Origin of the sequence: Microbispora amethystogenes, from assembly GCF_016863015.1 — a bacterium.
GTDB lineage: Bacteria > Actinomycetota > Actinomycetes > Streptosporangiales > Streptosporangiaceae > Microbispora > Microbispora amethystogenes.
Genome location: NZ_BOOB01000019.1, coordinates 1 through 15,512 on the forward strand (window position 1 = coordinate 1; position 15,512 = coordinate 15,512).

The following is a 15,512-nucleotide window of genomic DNA, read 5'->3' on the forward strand; positions in this document are numbered from 1 at the left end:
GAGGAACAGCACCCGCCGGCCCGCCAACACGACCGCGGCGGCGGTTGCGACGAGGCCGGCTATCGCTATCGCTACCCAGAGCACACGCCCTCCTCACCCTGGCGTCCTGGCCGGTGACGCCATCTATCTGAACGTCATTCATTGGCGTCAAGAGTGACAGGTAGTCGTGTATCGGACCACCCCTAATGCTCCCGATCACTCGTGGAAAGAGCTAAACACGCTGTTGAGCGGTGGTCAACCAGCGCAGGTCACATGCTGCCGGGTTGCGGAAATGTAACAGCCATGTGTCCGTTGACGCCCTTCTCGGCCACGTGCTAGACATCCTACTGAATGACATTCAGTCATGTTCCGCTCCTGGTCGCGCAGGGGCTTGGGAGGTGCAGTAGTGCTCGCTCTACTCAGTGACGAGCAACAGATGCTCAAAGAGGTGGCCGCGCAGATCGCCGGCTCCGCAGGCCCGGCGAATCCCGGAGACCTCCGTACCCTGGACCGGGCCGCGGCCTGGCGGTCCCTGGCCCAGTCGGGCCTGCTGGCGCTGCGGACGCGGGACGGCGGGAGCCCGGCCGGTTCCGGTGTCGAGGTCGCGGTGGTGGCCGAGGCGCTGGGCGCGGGCCTGGTCCCGGTGCCCTATCTCGGCTCGGCCGTGCTGGCCACGGAGCTGCTCGCCCTGGCCGGCGCGCACGACGAGGCCGAGGCCCTGGCCGAGGGCGGGTCGCGCACCGGCGTCCTGCTCGACGGCGACCTGTCCGCCCTGGCCGTGCTTCCCGGCGACCAGGCCGTGTACGGCTGGGACGTGGACGGAGCGGACGGCGCGCTGGCGCTGACCGGCGTGCGCGGCGGCTACCAGGTGGTGCGGGTCTCGCTGGAGACCGGGTTCGTCCCGGTGCCGGGAGCCGACCTCACCCGGGCGCTGCTCCGCTCCGACGGCCCGGTCGGCGAGGCCTCGCCGACCCCGGTGGGCAGCCCTCTGTCCGCGGAGGACCTGTCGCGCTGGGAGGCGCTCGCGCTCACCGCGATCGCCGCCGACACGGTCGGCGTCATGCGCGCCGCGGTCGCCCGGGCGGTGGCCTACAGCAAGGAGCGCGTGCAGTACGGCGTGCTCATCGGTTCCTTCCAGGCGGTGCAGCACATGTGCGCCGAGGCGTACGTGCAGGCGGAGGCGTCGGCGAGCGCGGTGAACTACGCGGCCTGGGCGGTCGACGAGCTGGAGCCGGCCGAGGCGCTGCTGGCCGCCCGCACCGCGAAGGCGCAGTGCGCGTCCGTGGCCCGCGAGGTGACCGAGACCGTCATGCAGGTGTTCGGCGGCATCGGCCAGACCTACGAGCACATCGCCCACGTGCACACCCGGCGGGCGCTGACCGACCGGCAGGTCCTCGGCGACGAGGGCGTCCAGCTGCTGCGCATCGCCGACGTCCGACTGACGGGAGAGTAGCCATGGACTACCGCGACACCCCCGAGGAGGCGGAGTTCCGCGCGTCCCTGCGTGAGTGGCTCGCCGCCGCCATTCCGGCCGGCTGGGACAAGATCGACGACGAGGAGGCGGCCGTACGGCTCCGCAAGGAGTGGCACCGCACCCTCTACCGGGCCGGATACGTCGGGATGAGCTGGCCGGAGGAGTACGGCGGGCGCGGGCTGAGCCCGGTCTACGACGCCATACTCAACGAGGAGTGCGGCAACCTGAACGCCCCGCCGCTGCCCTCGGTCGGCTACATCGGGCGGGCCGTTTTCACGTACGCCACGGAGGAGCAGAAACGGCGCTTCCTGCCGCCGCTGCTGTCCGGCGAGGCGAGCTGGTGCCAGGGCTTCAGCGAGCCGGAGGCGGGATCCGACCTCGCCTCGCTCCGCACGACCGCGCGGCTCGACGGAGACCACTACGTGGTCAACGGGCAGAAGATGTGGACGAGCGGCGGCCAGTACGCGGACTGGTGTCTGCTGCTGGCCAGGACCGACCCGGACGCCCCCAAGCACAAGGGCATCTCGGCGTTCCTGGTGTCGATGACCGAGCCGGGGGTCACCTGCCGGCCCATCGTGATCGCCAGCGGTGAGGCGGAGACCAGCGAGGTCTTCTGGGACGACGTGCGGATCCCGGTGGACCAGCGGCTCGGCGCGCCCGGCGAGGGATGGCGGATCGCGATGACCACGGTCACCTACGAGCGTGGTCCCGCCGACATCGGCTTCATCGCGAACTACCGGCGCACCCTCCGCAAGGTCGAGGCGATCGCGGCCGAGCGGGGGTTGCTCGACCGGCCCGAGACCCGGAAGGCGCTGGCCCGGGCGTACGTACGCGGCGAGGTGCTGCGCCTCAACTGCATGGAGCAGCTCTCGCTGCGCGTCTCCGGCCGGCCGCCGGGCCCCGAGGGCTCGGTCGCCAAGCTGCTGTGGGCCGACGCGGAACAGTCACTCCAGCACCTCGCCATGGACCTCCTCGGCGCCGACGAGATGACCGGGGTCGCCGCCGACTGGCTCAGTTCCTACTTCACGTCCCGCCCGGTCAGCGTCTACGGCGGGTCGGCGCAGATCCAGAAGAACATCATCGCGCGCATGCTCGACATGCCGCGCTGACCGCAGAAGCACCCACCCACGCGTGATCCCCAGGTGGTCGGCCGACACGCAGATCGCCGATCACTCTGTCCCCATCACCCCGACCCGCGTGCCGGTCCAGCGGACGCGCGTGTCCTCACCTCCTGAACACCATTCAGTCGCATCGCTCGGCTGAGGAGGCCCCCCCATGAGATCACGAACCATCCGTCTTTCCGCGCTCCCGGTCACCGCGCTGCTCGCGCTCTCCCTGGCCGCGTGCGGCGCGTCCGGGAGTGACGGCGCTTCCGGCGACGCCGCGGACAAACCCTTCATCGTCTACTTCTCCGGGGACTACTCCGGGGCGGTCTCCACCAACAACGCCAGCATCGACGCCGGTATCAAGATCGCCGCCGAGGAGTTCAACGCCGCCGGAGGCGTCGAGGGTCGCAAGATCGTTGTCGAGACGGCCAACGACCAGAACGACCCCACCAAGGCGGTCAGCCTGCTCCAGCAGCGGCTCTCCTCCGGGACCAAGCCGGACCTCGTCTACCCCGGCAGTTCGAGCGCGGTCTCCCTGTCGCTGCTGCCCATCCTCACCAGGCAGAAGATCCTTTCCGTCGGCGGCACCGTGAGCACCCTGCTCAACGACCCGGCCAAGTATCCGTACCACTTCGGGATCTCCTCGCCCGGCAAGGACTACGCCCCCGCGCTCATCTCGGAGGCGAAGGCCAAGGGCTACAAGAAGATCGCCATGCTGTACTCCAACGACGCCACCGGCCAGAGCTCGGCGGAGATCTACAAGGCGGCCGTCGAGGGCGCCGGCATGGAGTTCGCCGAGGCCCGCTACGAGGCGACCGCACTCGACATGACCTCGCAGCTCAACCAGCTCCGCGCGCAGGACCCGGACGCGCTGATCCTCAACGGGTACGGCGCCGCCGCGCTCTACGTGATGCGCAGCCGCGCCCAGATCGGCTGGGACGTCCCCTCCTACTGCGACCAGCTCGCCTCCGGCTTCCCGTACCTGAAGAACCTGGACGCGAACCAGCTCAAGAACGTCAAGGTGGTCGTCTCCACCGCCACCCTGTCGAGCAGCGAGCACCATCCCGGGCTGGCCGGCTTCATCGACAAGATCAAGAAGAGCCCGGCGGCCGACGGGATCTCGAACACCGGCTGGGGCCTCTACTCCACCGGGCACGACGCGCTCGCCCTCATCGTCTACGCGGCGCAGCAGGCCAAGTCCTCCGGCTCCGACAAGGTCAAGGCCGAGCTGGAGCAGCTCCCGCAGCCCACCGGCGCCCCCCTCTGGTACGCCGCGGGGCCCGCGGGGCAGTACGTGCAGTACGCCTACTCGGCGAAGGACCACTTCCCGACCGCGGGCGCGGACACCTTCCAGTACGTCCCGCCCGGCGTCTACAACGGTGACGGCTTCTACGCGCCCAGCGAGTCGTGAGGCCGCGATGACGACGGTCTGGGCCGGACTGGCGACCGGCGCGATCTACTCGCTGGTCGCCATCGGGTACAACGTGGTGCTCCTCGCCTCCGGGACGTTCAACTTCGCGCACGCGCAGCTCCTGATGGTCGGCACCTTCCTCGCCTACGCGGGCGCGGTCACCTTCGGGCTTCCCGTGGTGCCGACCGTGCTGCTCGCCGCCGTCGGAGTGGCGGTCATCGCCCTCGTGGAGGAGCGCGTCGCGATCCGCCCGCTGCTCGGCCGCGCCGACCGCCACGGCACGCTCATCACCACGGTCGGCGCCGCCACCATCCTGGACGGCCTGGCCGCGGCGATCTGGGGCAGGCAGCCGCTGACCGTGCCCTCGGTCCTCCCGGACGAGCCGCTCACCCTGCTCGGCGGCACCCTGCGGCCGGTGGACCTGGCGCTGATCGGGCTCACCCTGGTCGTCGGCGTCGGACTGCACCTGTGGTCCCGGCACACGCTGACCGGCCTCGCGTCCCTCGCCTCCGCGGAGGACAGGGACGCCGCCTCGGCGCGCGGCATCAACGTGCGGCTCCTCGGAGTCGGCGCCTTCGCCGTCGCCGGGGCGATCGCCGGAGCGTTCGGGCTGCTGGTCGGCGCGCGCACGTACGCGGTGTTCGACCTCGGGCACTCCCTGGCGCTGTTCGGTTTCGTGGCCATCGCGATCGGCGGCTCGGGCAGCCAGCTCGGGGGCCTCATCGGGGGCTTCGCCACCGGACTCGTCTACGCGTTCGCCGCCAGGTACATCGGCGCGGCGTACCCGCAACTCGTGGTCTTCGGGGTGTTCCTCCTGATCCTGTTCCTGCGACCGCGCGGGCTCTTCGGCACCGCGCTCGAACGGCGGGTGTAGTCATGAACGCACTCATCCACCGGTTCCGCCCGCTGGGCGCGCTCCTCCTCCTGGTCCTGCTCCTGATCGCGCCCGGCGCGGGCCTGGTCAACGGTTACTGGTCGCGCACCATCATGCTGATCGCGATCCTGAGCCTGCTGGTCAGCGGCCTCAACGTCGTCCTCGGCTACGCCGGGGAGCTGGCCATGGGACAGGTCGCGCTGTACGCCGTGGGCGCCTACGTCGCCGGCTACCTGGGCGTCGCGTTCGGCGTGACGAACGTGCTGGTCGCGCTGGCCGCGGCCACCCTCGCCGCGGTCGTGGTCGGCCTGATCACCGGCATACCCGGGCTCCGCCTGGGCGGCTGGTCCCTGGCCATGGTGACCTTCTTCCTGGTCACCCTCGTGCCGAACCTGGTCGACATCTTCGCCGACTTCACCGGGGGCACGCTCGGCATGGGCACGGCCGTACCGACCCTGTTCGGCATGGAGATCGTCGGCGACCGGCTGTACTGGCTGATCATCCTGGTCGTGGTCGGCTGGTTCGCGGTCGCCCGCAACCTGCTGCTGTCCCGGCACGGCAACATGTTCCTCGTCCTGCGGCAGAGCCCGATCCTCGCCTCGGTGCTCGGCGTCTCGGTGTACCGGCTGAGGCTGCTCGTCTACGTCGTCGGCGCGATCCCGGCGGCGCTGGCCGGGGCGCTCTTCTCGATGCTCGACGGGTTCATCGCCCCCGACACCTTCACGTTCGCGCTGGCGCTCAGCGTGCTCGCCGCCTCGGTCGTCGGCGGCGCGACCTCCGTGTACGGCGCGATCGCCGGCGCGGTGGTGATGCAGCTCGGGCAGCAGACCTTCACCCAGTTCCAGACCTGGCAACTGGTCATCTACGGCGCCTTCCTGCTGATCGCCGGGATCGCCTTCAACCGCGGCCTCGCCGGTCTCGCCCAGGACGGCCTGGCCGCCGCGCGTCGCAGGGGATGGCTGCCCACGCTCCCACCGGCCTCGGCCGCCGCCGCTCCCGTGGACGACGAACCCGCGGCGCGGCTCGAACCGCTGCGTGGCGTGCTGTTGCGCACCGAGGGACTGTCCAAGTCCTTCGGCGGCAACCGGGCACTCGACGACGTCTCCATCGAGGCGCGGCCCGGCGAGGTCACCGCGCTCATCGGCCCCAACGGGTCGGGCAAGACCACCCTGCTCAACCTGATCTGCGGGCTGTACCAGCCGTCCGGCGGCCGGTTGTTCCTCGGCGACGAGCAGATCGGCGGGCAGCCGCCGTACCGGATCGCACGGCACGGGGTGGCGCGCACCTTCCAGACTCCGCTGATCCCCAAGAACATGACGACGCTCGCGTTCGTCGCGACGGGCAGGTACGTCACCCACAAGGTCGGCATCCTGCCGGCGATCCTGCGGCTGCCGAAGTTCCGCAGGGGATACGCGGCCGACGACGAGCAGGCGATGGCGCTGCTGCGGCTCGTCGGCATCGGCGACGTCGCCGGCAGGCAGGTCGACGCGCTCGCCCTCGGCACGCGGCGGCTGGTCGAGGTGGCCCGCTCGCTCGCCTCCGGCGCCCGGGTCTTCTGCTTCGACGAGGTCGGCTCCGGCCTGGACGCGAGCGACATCGCCGTGCTCGAACAGGCGATCGGCATGATCCGCGAAGCCGGCGGCACGGTGATCCTCGTCGAGCACAACTTCCCACTGGTGCTCAAGCTGGCCGACCGGATCCACGTGCTCAGCCAGGGCAGGCTGCTCGCCTCCGGCACCCCGGCGCAGATCCAGGCCGACCGCAGGGTCCTCGCCGAGTACACCGGGGCGGCCGACGGCGGAGACGACGGCGCGGCCGAGTCGGTGACCGACCTGGAGGCGTCCGAGGGTCCGGCAGTACCGAAGGGAGCCAAGTGATGCTGACCGTCGCCGGAGTCACCGGTGGATACGGCGACCTGCGGGTGCTGCGGGACGTGGACGTGACCGTGCGCCCCGGGCGTATCACGGTGGTGCTCGGCCGCAACGGGGCGGGGAAGACCTCGCTGCTGTCCGCCGTCGCGGGACTGCTGCCCACCGTCAGCCAGGGCAGGATCGAACTGGACGGGCAGGACATCGGCGGCGCGCCCGCGCACCGCCGGGTGCGCGCCGGTCTCGGCCTCGTGCAGGAGAACAAGCGGGTCTTCCACGCCCGCACCGTCGAGGAGAACCTGCTCCTCGGCGGATACACGCTCGGTGGGCTCGGGCTGCGCGGCGGCGCCCGCCGCGAGGCGCTGGAGAAGGCGTACGAACGCTTCCCGATCCTGCTGCAGCGGCGGCGCATGCCGGCCGGGAGCCTGTCCGGCGGGCAGCAGCAGATGCTCGCCATCGGTCAGGCGCTGATGGCCGGGCCGAAGCTGCTGATGCTCGACGAGCCGTCCGCCGGTCTCGCGCCCGCCATCGTCAACGAGGTCCTCTCGATGGTGGCCGCGCTTCGCGACCAGGAGGGGCTGTCGATCCTCCTCGTCGAGCAGCGGATCGAGCACGCGCTGGAGATCGCCGACGACGTCGCGGTCATGGAGAACGGGCGCATCATCACCGCCGGCCCCAAGTCCGCCTTCGACGACGGCGCCGTGATCCGCGAGGTGTACCTGGGCCGGTCCGGCGAAGAGCTGACGACCGGCAACCACGGAAAGGAATAGGACGCATGCGTTTGAAGGACAAGGTCGCCGTCGTCACCGGCGCCGCGCAGGGCATCGGCCGCGCCGTCGCCGAGTTGTACGCCCGGGAGGGCGCACGGGTCGCGGTGGTGGACGTGCAGGCGGAGGCCGCGGAGAAGGTGGCCGCCGGCATCCGTGAGGCCGGCGGCGACGCGATCGCGGTGCTGTGCGACGTGTCGAGCCGGGCGGCGGTGAACGAGGCCGCCGACACGGTCAGGGCGGCGTACGGGCCGATCGACATCCTGGTGAACAACGCGGGGGTGATCCGCCCCGCGATGCTGCACAAGATGACCGACGAGCAGTGGGAGACGGTCCTCGGGGTCCACCTGCACGGCGCGTTCTACTGGTTGCAGGCCGTGGTCAACGACATGATCGAGCGCGAGCGCGGGTGGATCATCTTCACCTCCTCCTCCACGGCGCAGAACGGCTCGATCGGCCAGATCAACTACGCCGCGGCGAAGTCGGGGGGGCTCGCCATGGTCCGCACGGCCGCGCGTGAGCTGGGCCGCTACAACATCCTGGTCAACGCGGTGGCCCCCGCCGCGGCGACCGAGATGACGCTCAAGGTGCGGACCGATCCGCGTTTCGCCGACGCCGTCAAGCGGATGCCGTTGCGCCGTCACGCCGAGCCCGAGGAGATCGCGCCGACGTTCGTCTACCTGGCCTCCGGCGAGGCCAGCTACGTCACCGGCCAGGTGATCTCGGTGGACGGCGGCGGGATGATGGTGCGTTGACGGTGACGACCAGCCTGCCGGGCCCGCTCGCCGGAACACGGGTGGTCACGTTCGCGGCGATCTACCAGGGGCCGTACGCGACGACGCTGCTCGCCGACCTGGGCGCGGACGTGATCACGGTCGAGCGGCCGGGCACCGGAGACACCGCCCGCGCCCAGGGCGGCATGTTCGAAGCGTTGAACCGGGGCAAGCGTTCGATCGTCCTGGACCTCAAGAATCCCGCGGACCAGGAGACGGCCCGCCGGCTCGCGGGCACGGCCGACGTGCTCGTCGAGGCGTTCCGGCCCGGCGCCATGGAGCGGTTCGGCCTCGGATATCCGCGGCTGAGCGCGGCCAACCCCGGTCTGGTCCACGTGTCGCTGTCCGGCTTCGGCCAGGACGGGCCGTACCGCGACCGGGCCGGGCACGACCTCATGTACCAGGCGGCGGCGGGCCTGCTCGGCGGGCTGCCCGACCGGCCCGGCGCGGTCCATCCGCCGCCGGAGCTGGAGGCCGGGGCGATCGTCGGCGCTCTCTACGCCGCCCTCGGGGCGCTGGCCGGCCTGCTCGGCCGGGCCGTCACCGGCCGGGGCACCCACGTCGACCTCTCCACCCACGAGGCGCTGCTGTCGGTGATGTCCCTGCGGCTCGACCCGGTGCTCAACGGGCCGGGCGGCGACGCCGCCGCGGCGCCCGGCCGGGAGCCCGGCTACGGGTTGTACCGCTGCGCCGACGGGCGGCTCATCGCGCTGGGCATCGGCTTCGAGGACCACTTCTGGGCCCTGCTCTGCCGGGCGACCGGCCTGACGGCGTTCGCCGGGCTGGGACAGGCCGAACGGCTGGCGCGCGGAGACTTCCTCGCCGGCCTGCTGTCCGACGCCCTGGCCACCCGCCCGTACGCGGAGTGGCAGGAGGAGTTCGACCGGATCGGGGTGCCCGCGGGCCCGGTTCACCGGCTCTCGGAGGTTCCGGCCGACCCGCACGTACGCGCCCGCGAGGTGATCCGCACCCTGCGCGGCCATTCGCCGCGGCGGTACGTGCGCCAGCCGCTGCGGCTGAGCGCATACGCGGAACACGACCCCGGCCCGGCCCCCCGCCTGGGCGAACACACCGCTTCGCTCCTTCGGGAGCTGGACGACACGGCACCGTGCCCGGAGGAGGCAGTCGAGCCATGACCACGACACCAGAGAGACCGGCGCTCGACCGGCTGCTCTCGCCCCGCTCGATCGCCATGGTCGGCGCGTCGAACAGCCCCACCCGCATCGGCGGCACCGTCTTCGGCAACCTGCTCCGCGCCTTCCCCGGCGAGGTGCACCCGATCCACCCGAAGGACGAGGTGGTCCAGGGCCGCACCGCGTTCCGCCGCGTCGGCGACCTGCCCGAGCCCGTCGACCTGGCGGTGATCGCGGTGCCCGCCCCCGCCGTGGTCGACGTGGTCGCCGAGTGCGCGGCCCGCGGCGTCGGCGGCGCGGCGGTCATCACCTCCGGCTTCGCCGAGGCCGGGCCCGAGGGACGCGCCCTGCAGGACCGGCTCACCGCGCTGTCCCGGGAGACCGGCATCCGCGTCATCGGGCCGAACTGCATCGGCTTCATGAACTCCCACGGCGGGGTCATGGCCAACTTCATGATCACCCCCGACCAGCCGATGCCCGAGGCCGGTCCGGTGGCGCTCGTGTCGCAGAGCGGCGGCTTCGGCTCGTACATCACCAACAAGGCCGTGCTCGCCGGGCTGCGGCTGGGGTGGTTCGTGTCCACCGGCAACGAGGCCGACGTGAACGTCGCCACGGTGCTGCGTCACCTCGTGGAGCGGCCCGAGGTCGGGGTGCTGCTGTCGTTCGTCGAGACGCTGCGCGACCCGGAGATCTTCGTCGGCACCGCCCGCCGCGCCGCCGAACTGGACAAGCCGCTCGTGCTGCTCAAGGCGGGCCGCTCCGAGGAGGCCGCGCGGGCCGCGATGAGCCACACCGCCTCGATCGTGGGATCGGCCCGGGTCCTCGACGCCGTCTGCCGTCAGTACGGCGTGTTCGTCGCCTCCACCATGGAAGAGCTGCTCGACCTGGGCACGATCTTCCAGGACGGCCGCCGGGCGCGGGGCAACCGAGTGATCGTGATGACGTCCTCCGGCGGGGCGGGAGTGCTGCTCGCCGACGAGGCGGGGCAGGCCGGGCTCTCCGTGCCGGAACTCCCCGCCGAGGAGCAGGCCGCGCTGGCCGCGGACATGCCCGTGCCGTTCTACGGCTCCACCGTCAACCCGGTGGACACGACCGCGCAGACCACCGCGATGCCCGGCGCCTACAGCAAGGTGCTCAACGCGGTCGCCGCCAGCCCGTCCGCGGACATGCTGGCCGCGGTCACCTGGGCCGGGCCGGGCCCCGCCAACGACGCGATCGTCGAGACGTACCGGACCACCGCCAAGCCGGTCGCGATCCTGTCCACCGCGTGGTCGGAGCAGTTCCAGCGGGCCGGGGTGCCGACCTTCACCGACCCCCGCCGGGCGATGGTCGCGCTCGCGGCCCTGGCCGCGCAGTCGGCCCGGCGCCCGTCGCCCCCCGGCCCGGCCCGGTTCACCGCCGACGCCGCCCGCGTACGACGGGCGCGTGAGCTGATCGCCGAGGCGGGCCGGGAGACGACGCTGCTCGAGTCGACCGGCAAGCGCGTCCTGGCGCTGTACGGCGTCCCGGTGACCCGCGAGGAACTGGTGACCGACGTGGAGGCGGCGGTCGAGGCGGCCGAGCGCATCGGCGGCCCGGTGGCGATCAAGGCGATGTCCTACCGGTTGCCGCACAAGTCCGACGCGGGAGCGATCCGGCTCGGCCTGCGCGGCGCGGAGGCCGTGCGCGCCGGATACCGGGAGATGCTCGCCGAGGTCGCGCGCCGGGAGCCCGGCGCGGTCGTCGAGGGCGTGCTCGTCCAGCAGATGGCCCCCGCCCGGATCGAACTGACCTGCGGAGTGCAGCGGGACCCGGTCTTCGGGCCCATGGTCGCGATCGGGCTCGGCGGAGTCCTGATCGAGGTGCTGAGCGAGGCCGTGCTGCTGCGTCCTCCGTTCGACGTGGACACCGCGCTCGCGGCGCTGGGCGGTCTGCTCGGCGGGCGCCTGGTCACCGGGCGGCGCGGTCTGTCCGAGGAGGAGCAGCGGGCCGTCGCCCGGGTCATGACCGGTCTCGGAGAGCTCGCGCTGGAGCTGGACGAGGTCGCCGAGGTCGACGTCAACCCGCTGCGCGTCGCCGACGGTGGCGTGCTCGCCGCCGACGCGCTGATCGTGGTGAACCATGAGTGACCGCCGCCACCTCGTCGGGCATGCCTACACGCCGTACACGTTCCCGGTCGAACACGGCAAGGTGCGCGAGTTCGCCCTGGCCGTCAAGGACGAGGACCCCGTCTACCGCGACGCCGGAGCGGCCAGGGACGCCGGATACCGGCACCTGCCCGCGCCGCCGACCTTCTCCGCCGTCACCTCGCACTGGGCGGTGCGGGACGCGGACGTGCTCCGGCTCGACCTGCGCCGGGTGCTCGCCGGCGGCGCGGAGTGGGAGTACCTGAGCGAGATCGTCGCCGGTGACGTGCTCACCGTGCGGTCGCGCATCGCCGACGTGCAGGAGAAGACCGGGAGCCGCGGCCCGATGACGCTGATCGTCACCGAGCACGACTTCGTCAACCAACACGAGGAGACCGTGCTGCGGCTGCGCAGCACGGTGATCGAACTGGGGGAACAGTGACAGAGCCGGATACCGTGCCCGCGACGGTGGCCCCGGAACGCCGGGTCGGGCCGCTCACCCGCACCGACTTCGTCAGGTACGCCGGGGCGGGCGGGGACTTCAACCCCATCCACCACGACGAGATCTTCGCCCGCTCCGCCGGATATCCGTCGGTCTTCGGGCACGGGCTGCTCACCGCCGGGATCCTCGGCGGGTACGCCGCCTCCTGGCTGGGCCGGCGCAACATGCGCCGGTTCACCGTCCGGTACGTCGGCCAGGTGTGGCCGGGCGACACGCTGGTGCTCGGCGGCGAGGTGCTGCGCACCGGGACGGGCCCGGACGGCGGCACCGAGGTCGAGGTGGGGCTCACGGTGCACAGCGAGGCCGAAGGGCGCGAGCCCAGGCTGGTGCTGCGCGGCGGCGCGACCGCCGTCTACCCCGCCCGGGCGCTCGCCCGGGCGGCGGGGAGCCGGGCATGACCGGGCCCGCGCCGCACCGCGAGTACACCGACCGGGTCGCCGCCGGGACGGTGCCCTGCCAGACGTGCGACGGATGCCTGTCCGCCGTGTTCCCACCCCGGGTCATCTGCCCGTCGTGCGGCGGCGCCGACCTGCGCTGGAGTGAGAGCGCCGGGCTCGGCACGGTCTACTCGGCCAGCGTCCTGTCACCGCGCGACGCCGACCCCTACTCCGTCGTACTGGTCGATCTCGACGAGAGGTTCCGGATGATGAGCACGGTGGTGGACATCCCCGCGCGGGACGTGCGGATCGGGATGCGGGTCCGCGCCCGGGTCGAACGGGACGGGCCGTCCGGACCGCGCATCGTGTTCACCGCCGAGGAAGGCGAGGGGCGTCATGAGCCCGCGTGATCTCCGGGGCGCCACCGCGATCGTGGGGGTCGCCGAGTCCGATCTCGGCGAGGTCGGCCCCGACAGGTACGCCATCGAACTGGCCGCGCAGGCCGCGGGCGCCGCGCTCGCCGAGGCGGGCCTGACCACCCGCGACGTGGACGGGCTGTTCTGCGCCATCGCCGGGCGCGGGATGGCGCCGCTCGACGTGGCCGAGTATCTCGGGATCCGGCCCAGGTACACCGACGGCACGATGGTCGGCGGCAGCTCGTTCGTCTCCCACCTGCACCACGCCGCCCTCGCCATCACGTCCGGGGCGTGCGACGTCGCCCTGATCGTCTACGGCAGCACCGCCCGCTCCGACAGCGGGCGCGGCAGGCTCGCGACGGGCCCGCCGGAGCTGCCCTCCTACGAGGCCGCCTACCGGCCGCGCATGCCGATCACCGGGTACGCGCTCGCCGCCGCACGGCACATGCACCAGTTCGGCACCACGCGAACACAGCTCGCCGAGGTCGCCGTGGCGGCCCGGCGGTGGGCGCGGCTCAACCCCAAGGCGTTCGCCCGCGACCCGCTGACCGTCGAGGACGTGCTGGCCGCCAGGATGGTGTCGAGCCCGCTGACGTCGCTCGACTGCTGCCTGGTCACCGACGGGGGCGGCGCGGTCGTGGTGACGAGTGCCGCACGGGCCGCGGACCTGCCCCGCCCGCCGGTCTACCTGCTGGGCGCGGGGGAGGCGCACTGGCACCGCGCGATCTCCCAGATGCCCGACCTGACCGTCACCGCCGCGACCGAGTCCTCGGCCCGCGCGTACGCGATGGCGGGTGTGGGGCCGGAGGACGTGGACATGGTGCAGCTCTACGACGCCTTCACCATCAACACGATCCTGTTCCTGGAAGACCTGGGCTTCTGCGCGAAGGGAGAGGGCGGCGACTTCGTCTCCGGCGGGCGGATCGCCCCCGGCGGCGACCTGCCGGTCAACACCAACGGCGGCGGCCTGTCCTACTGCCACCCCGGGATGTACGGCATCTTCCCGCTCATCGAGGCGACCCGGCAGATCCGTGGGGAGGCGGGGATGCGGCAGCAGCCCGGCGTGACGATCGCGGTCGCGCACGGCAACGGCGGGCAGCTCTCCAGCCAGGTGACCGCGGTCCTCGGGGGGCGGGACAGCCTGTGAGCCCGGTCATCACGCACCACGACGGGCCCGTGCTCGTCGTCACGCTGAACCGCCCGCACGTGCTCAACGCGCTCGACGCGGACACCCTGTACGCGCTCGCGGACGCCTGGCACGAGGCGGCCGACCCGGGCGTCCGGGCCGTCGTCGTCACCGGCAGCGGGCGGGGCTTCTGCGCGGGGGCCGACCTGCGCACCCCACCCGACCCGTCCCGGACGGCCCGCCCGGGCAGCTCCGGACTGCGGCACACCTATCACCCGCACGTGCTCGCGATGGCCGCGCTGGAAAAGCCGGTGATCGCCGCGGTGAACGGCGCCGCCGCCGGGGCGGGGCTGTCCCTGGCCGCCGCCGCGGACGTGCGGATCGCCGCCGACACGGCCAAGTTCGTCCCGGCCTTCGCCGCGGTCGGGCTGGTGCCCGACGCGGGCGGCGCGTACTTCCTGCCGCGCCTGCTCGGCTACGCCCGGGCGTACGAGTGGCTGGCCACCGGCAGGCCGGTGCTCGCGGAGGAGGCGCTCCGCTGGGGGCTCGTGTCGCGGGTCGTCCCGGCCGGCGAACTGCTCGGCGACGCCGTCGAGCTGGCACACCGGATGGCCGCCATGCCCGGCGCCGCGCTCGGGCTCACCAAACGGCTGCTCGACCACGGCCTGACCCACGGGCTCGCCGACCTCCTGAACGAGGAGGCGCGGCTGCAGGCCCTCGCCGTGGCCGATCCCGCGCGGCAGCGGGCCCGCGCCGAGGTGGCACGCCGTCTTTCCGCTGACGAGGAGGACAGATGAGTGAATACAAGACACTGCTGACGACAGTGGACGACGGGCTCGCCGTCATCGCGTTGAACCGTCCCGAGCGGCTGAACGCGATCGGCGGCGGGCTGGAGCGGGAGCTGTCCGAGGCGCTGCGGGACGTCGCCGAGAACCCGGACGTACGGGCCGTGCTGCTGCGCGGCGAGGGACGGGCGTTCTGCGTGGGCGGCGACGTCAAGGACATGGCCGTGCGCGCCGAGGACGAGGAGGGGCCGAGCGCCGGCCAGCAGGTCTACCAGCTCCTGCACGGCCGCCGCATCCTGGAGACCATTCTGTCGGTGCCGCAGCCGGTCGTGGCCGCCGTGCACGGGTACGCGATGGGGCTGGGCGCGACGATCGCGCTGTTCTGCGACGTCGTGGTCGCCGCTGTGGACGCGCAGTTCGCCGACACCCATGTCGCGGTCGGCTTGGTCGCCGGTGACGGAGGGGCGGTCGCGTGGCCGCTGGCGATGCCGCTCGGCGCGGCCAGGTACTACCTCATGACCGGCGACCGGCTCGACGGCGCCGAGGCGGCCCGGCTGGGCCTCGCCCTGCGCGCCGTACCGGCCGGGGACCTGGTCGCCGAGGCGACGGCCGTCGCCCGCAGGCTGGCCGCCGCCGCCCCGCTCGCGGTGCAGGGCACCAAGGCCACGGTCAACAAGATCGTGCGGGAGCGGATGAACCTGGTGCTCGACTTCGGGCTGGCCCTGGAGGGCGGCACGTTCGTCAGCGACGACCACAAGGAGGCGGCCGCGGCGTTCGTCGAGAAGCGCGCCCCCGTCTTCCGGGGACGGTGACGCG

The 15,512-nt window shown here is 72.6% G+C and carries 15 protein-coding genes; all 15 read left to right on the forward strand.

The features are described 5' to 3' along the window. Window positions 1–415 precede the first annotated feature (415 nt). The 15 genes from Mam01_RS37335 (at window position 416) to Mam01_RS14835 (ending at window position 15,508) form a co-directional block, all read left to right on the forward strand. A complete protein-coding gene (locus tag Mam01_RS37335) occupies window positions 416–1,432 on the forward strand; it encodes an acyl-CoA dehydrogenase family protein (RefSeq protein WP_204285903.1) in 1,017 nt (338 codons plus the stop codon). A gap of 2 nt (window positions 1,433–1,434) precedes the next feature. Beyond that, window positions 1,435–2,562 (forward strand): acyl-CoA dehydrogenase family protein, encoded by a 1,128-nt coding sequence (locus Mam01_RS14770; protein WP_204285904.1) that lies wholly within the window; start codon window positions 1,435–1,437, stop codon window positions 2,560–2,562. Window positions 2,563–2,728: 166 nt separating this feature from the next. Further along, a complete protein-coding gene (locus tag Mam01_RS14775; RefSeq protein ID WP_204285905.1) occupies window positions 2,729–3,970 on the forward strand; it encodes an ABC transporter substrate-binding protein in 1,242 nt (413 codons plus the stop codon). Window positions 3,971–3,977: 7 nt separating this feature from the next. After that, window positions 3,978–4,844 carry a branched-chain amino acid ABC transporter permease gene (locus tag Mam01_RS14780; protein ID WP_204285906.1) on the forward strand — a complete coding sequence of 289 codons (867 nt, stop codon included), beginning with the start codon at window positions 3,978–3,980 and terminating at the stop codon, window positions 4,842–4,844. A gap of 2 nt (window positions 4,845–4,846) precedes the next feature. Further along, window positions 4,847–6,721, forward strand: a complete 1,875-nt coding sequence (locus tag Mam01_RS14785; protein ID WP_204285907.1) for a branched-chain amino acid ABC transporter ATP-binding protein/permease — start codon at window positions 4,847–4,849, stop codon at window positions 6,719–6,721. Further along, the gene (locus Mam01_RS14790; protein WP_204285908.1) at window positions 6,721–7,482 is read left to right on the forward strand and encodes an ABC transporter ATP-binding protein; all 762 of its coding nucleotides are present in this window, start codon (window positions 6,721–6,723) and stop codon (window positions 7,480–7,482) included. Before Mam01_RS14785 ends, Mam01_RS14790 begins: the two co-directional genes overlap by 1 nt. Before the next feature lie 5 nt (window positions 7,483–7,487). Then, window positions 7,488–8,234, forward strand: a complete 747-nt coding sequence (locus Mam01_RS14795; protein WP_204285909.1) for an SDR family NAD(P)-dependent oxidoreductase — start codon at window positions 7,488–7,490, stop codon at window positions 8,232–8,234. A 2-nt stretch (window positions 8,235–8,236) separates the two neighbouring features. Beyond that, the gene (locus Mam01_RS14800; protein ID WP_239101326.1) at window positions 8,237–9,388 is read left to right on the forward strand and encodes a CaiB/BaiF CoA transferase family protein; all 1,152 of its coding nucleotides are present in this window, start codon (window positions 8,237–8,239) and stop codon (window positions 9,386–9,388) included. Further along, window positions 9,385–11,493, forward strand: a complete 2,109-nt coding sequence (locus tag Mam01_RS14805; RefSeq protein WP_204285911.1) for an acetate--CoA ligase family protein — start codon at window positions 9,385–9,387, stop codon at window positions 11,491–11,493. The genes Mam01_RS14800 and Mam01_RS14805 overlap by 4 nt, the downstream gene beginning before the upstream one ends. Further along, complete coding sequence (locus Mam01_RS14810) at window positions 11,486–11,932, forward strand: FAS1-like dehydratase domain-containing protein (protein ID WP_150936342.1); 447 nt, start codon at window positions 11,486–11,488, stop codon at window positions 11,930–11,932. Before Mam01_RS14805 ends, Mam01_RS14810 begins: the two co-directional genes overlap by 8 nt. Continuing rightward, window positions 11,929–12,390 (forward strand): MaoC/PaaZ C-terminal domain-containing protein, encoded by a 462-nt coding sequence (locus tag Mam01_RS14815; protein WP_204285912.1) that lies wholly within the window; start codon window positions 11,929–11,931, stop codon window positions 12,388–12,390. Before Mam01_RS14810 ends, Mam01_RS14815 begins: the two co-directional genes overlap by 4 nt. Beyond that, entirely contained in the window at window positions 12,387–12,779 is a 393-nt protein-coding gene (locus Mam01_RS14820; RefSeq protein WP_204285913.1) for a Zn-ribbon domain-containing OB-fold protein, read from the forward strand. Before Mam01_RS14815 ends, Mam01_RS14820 begins: the two co-directional genes overlap by 4 nt. Then, the gene (locus tag Mam01_RS14825; RefSeq protein WP_204285914.1) at window positions 12,766–13,932 is read left to right on the forward strand and encodes an acetyl-CoA acetyltransferase; all 1,167 of its coding nucleotides are present in this window, start codon (window positions 12,766–12,768) and stop codon (window positions 13,930–13,932) included. The genes Mam01_RS14820 and Mam01_RS14825 overlap by 14 nt, the downstream gene beginning before the upstream one ends. Then, window positions 13,929–14,708, forward strand: coding sequence for an enoyl-CoA hydratase/isomerase family protein (locus Mam01_RS14830; RefSeq protein ID WP_204285915.1), 780 nt, complete (start codon window positions 13,929–13,931; stop codon window positions 14,706–14,708). Before Mam01_RS14825 ends, Mam01_RS14830 begins: the two co-directional genes overlap by 4 nt. Beyond that, window positions 14,705–15,508, forward strand: coding sequence for an enoyl-CoA hydratase/isomerase family protein (locus Mam01_RS14835; RefSeq protein WP_204285916.1), 804 nt, complete (start codon window positions 14,705–14,707; stop codon window positions 15,506–15,508). Before Mam01_RS14830 ends, Mam01_RS14835 begins: the two co-directional genes overlap by 4 nt. Window positions 15,509–15,512: the final 4 nt, after the last annotated feature.

What these genes read in the sequence shown, in the direction of transcription:
- Mam01_RS14810 (WP_150936342.1), top strand. Translation starts at nt 11,486, where the DNA reads ATGAGTGACCGCCGCCACCTCGTCGGGCATGCCTACACGCCGTACACG.
- Mam01_RS14835 (WP_204285916.1), top strand. Translation starts at nt 14,705, where the DNA reads ATGAGTGAATACAAGACACTGCTGACGACAGTGGACGACGGGCTCGCC.
- Mam01_RS14790 (WP_204285908.1), top strand. Translation starts at nt 6,721, where the DNA reads ATGCTGACCGTCGCCGGAGTCACCGGTGGATACGGCGACCTGCGGGTG.
- Mam01_RS37335 (WP_204285903.1), top strand. Translation starts at nt 416, where the DNA reads ATGCTCAAAGAGGTGGCCGCGCAGATCGCCGGCTCCGCAGGCCCGGCG.
- Mam01_RS14805 (WP_204285911.1), top strand. Translation starts at nt 9,385, where the DNA reads ATGACCACGACACCAGAGAGACCGGCGCTCGACCGGCTGCTCTCGCCC.
- Mam01_RS14825 (WP_204285914.1), top strand. Translation starts at nt 12,766, where the DNA reads ATGAGCCCGCGTGATCTCCGGGGCGCCACCGCGATCGTGGGGGTCGCC.
- Mam01_RS14795 (WP_204285909.1), top strand. Translation starts at nt 7,488, where the DNA reads ATGCGTTTGAAGGACAAGGTCGCCGTCGTCACCGGCGCCGCGCAGGGC.
- Mam01_RS14785 (WP_204285907.1), top strand. Translation starts at nt 4,847, where the DNA reads ATGAACGCACTCATCCACCGGTTCCGCCCGCTGGGCGCGCTCCTCCTC.
- Mam01_RS14770 (WP_204285904.1), top strand. Translation starts at nt 1,435, where the DNA reads ATGGACTACCGCGACACCCCCGAGGAGGCGGAGTTCCGCGCGTCCCTG.
- Mam01_RS14780 (WP_204285906.1), top strand. Translation starts at nt 3,978, where the DNA reads ATGACGACGGTCTGGGCCGGACTGGCGACCGGCGCGATCTACTCGCTG.
- Mam01_RS14775 (WP_204285905.1), top strand. Translation starts at nt 2,729, where the DNA reads ATGAGATCACGAACCATCCGTCTTTCCGCGCTCCCGGTCACCGCGCTG.
- Mam01_RS14820 (WP_204285913.1), top strand. Translation starts at nt 12,387, where the DNA reads ATGACCGGGCCCGCGCCGCACCGCGAGTACACCGACCGGGTCGCCGCC.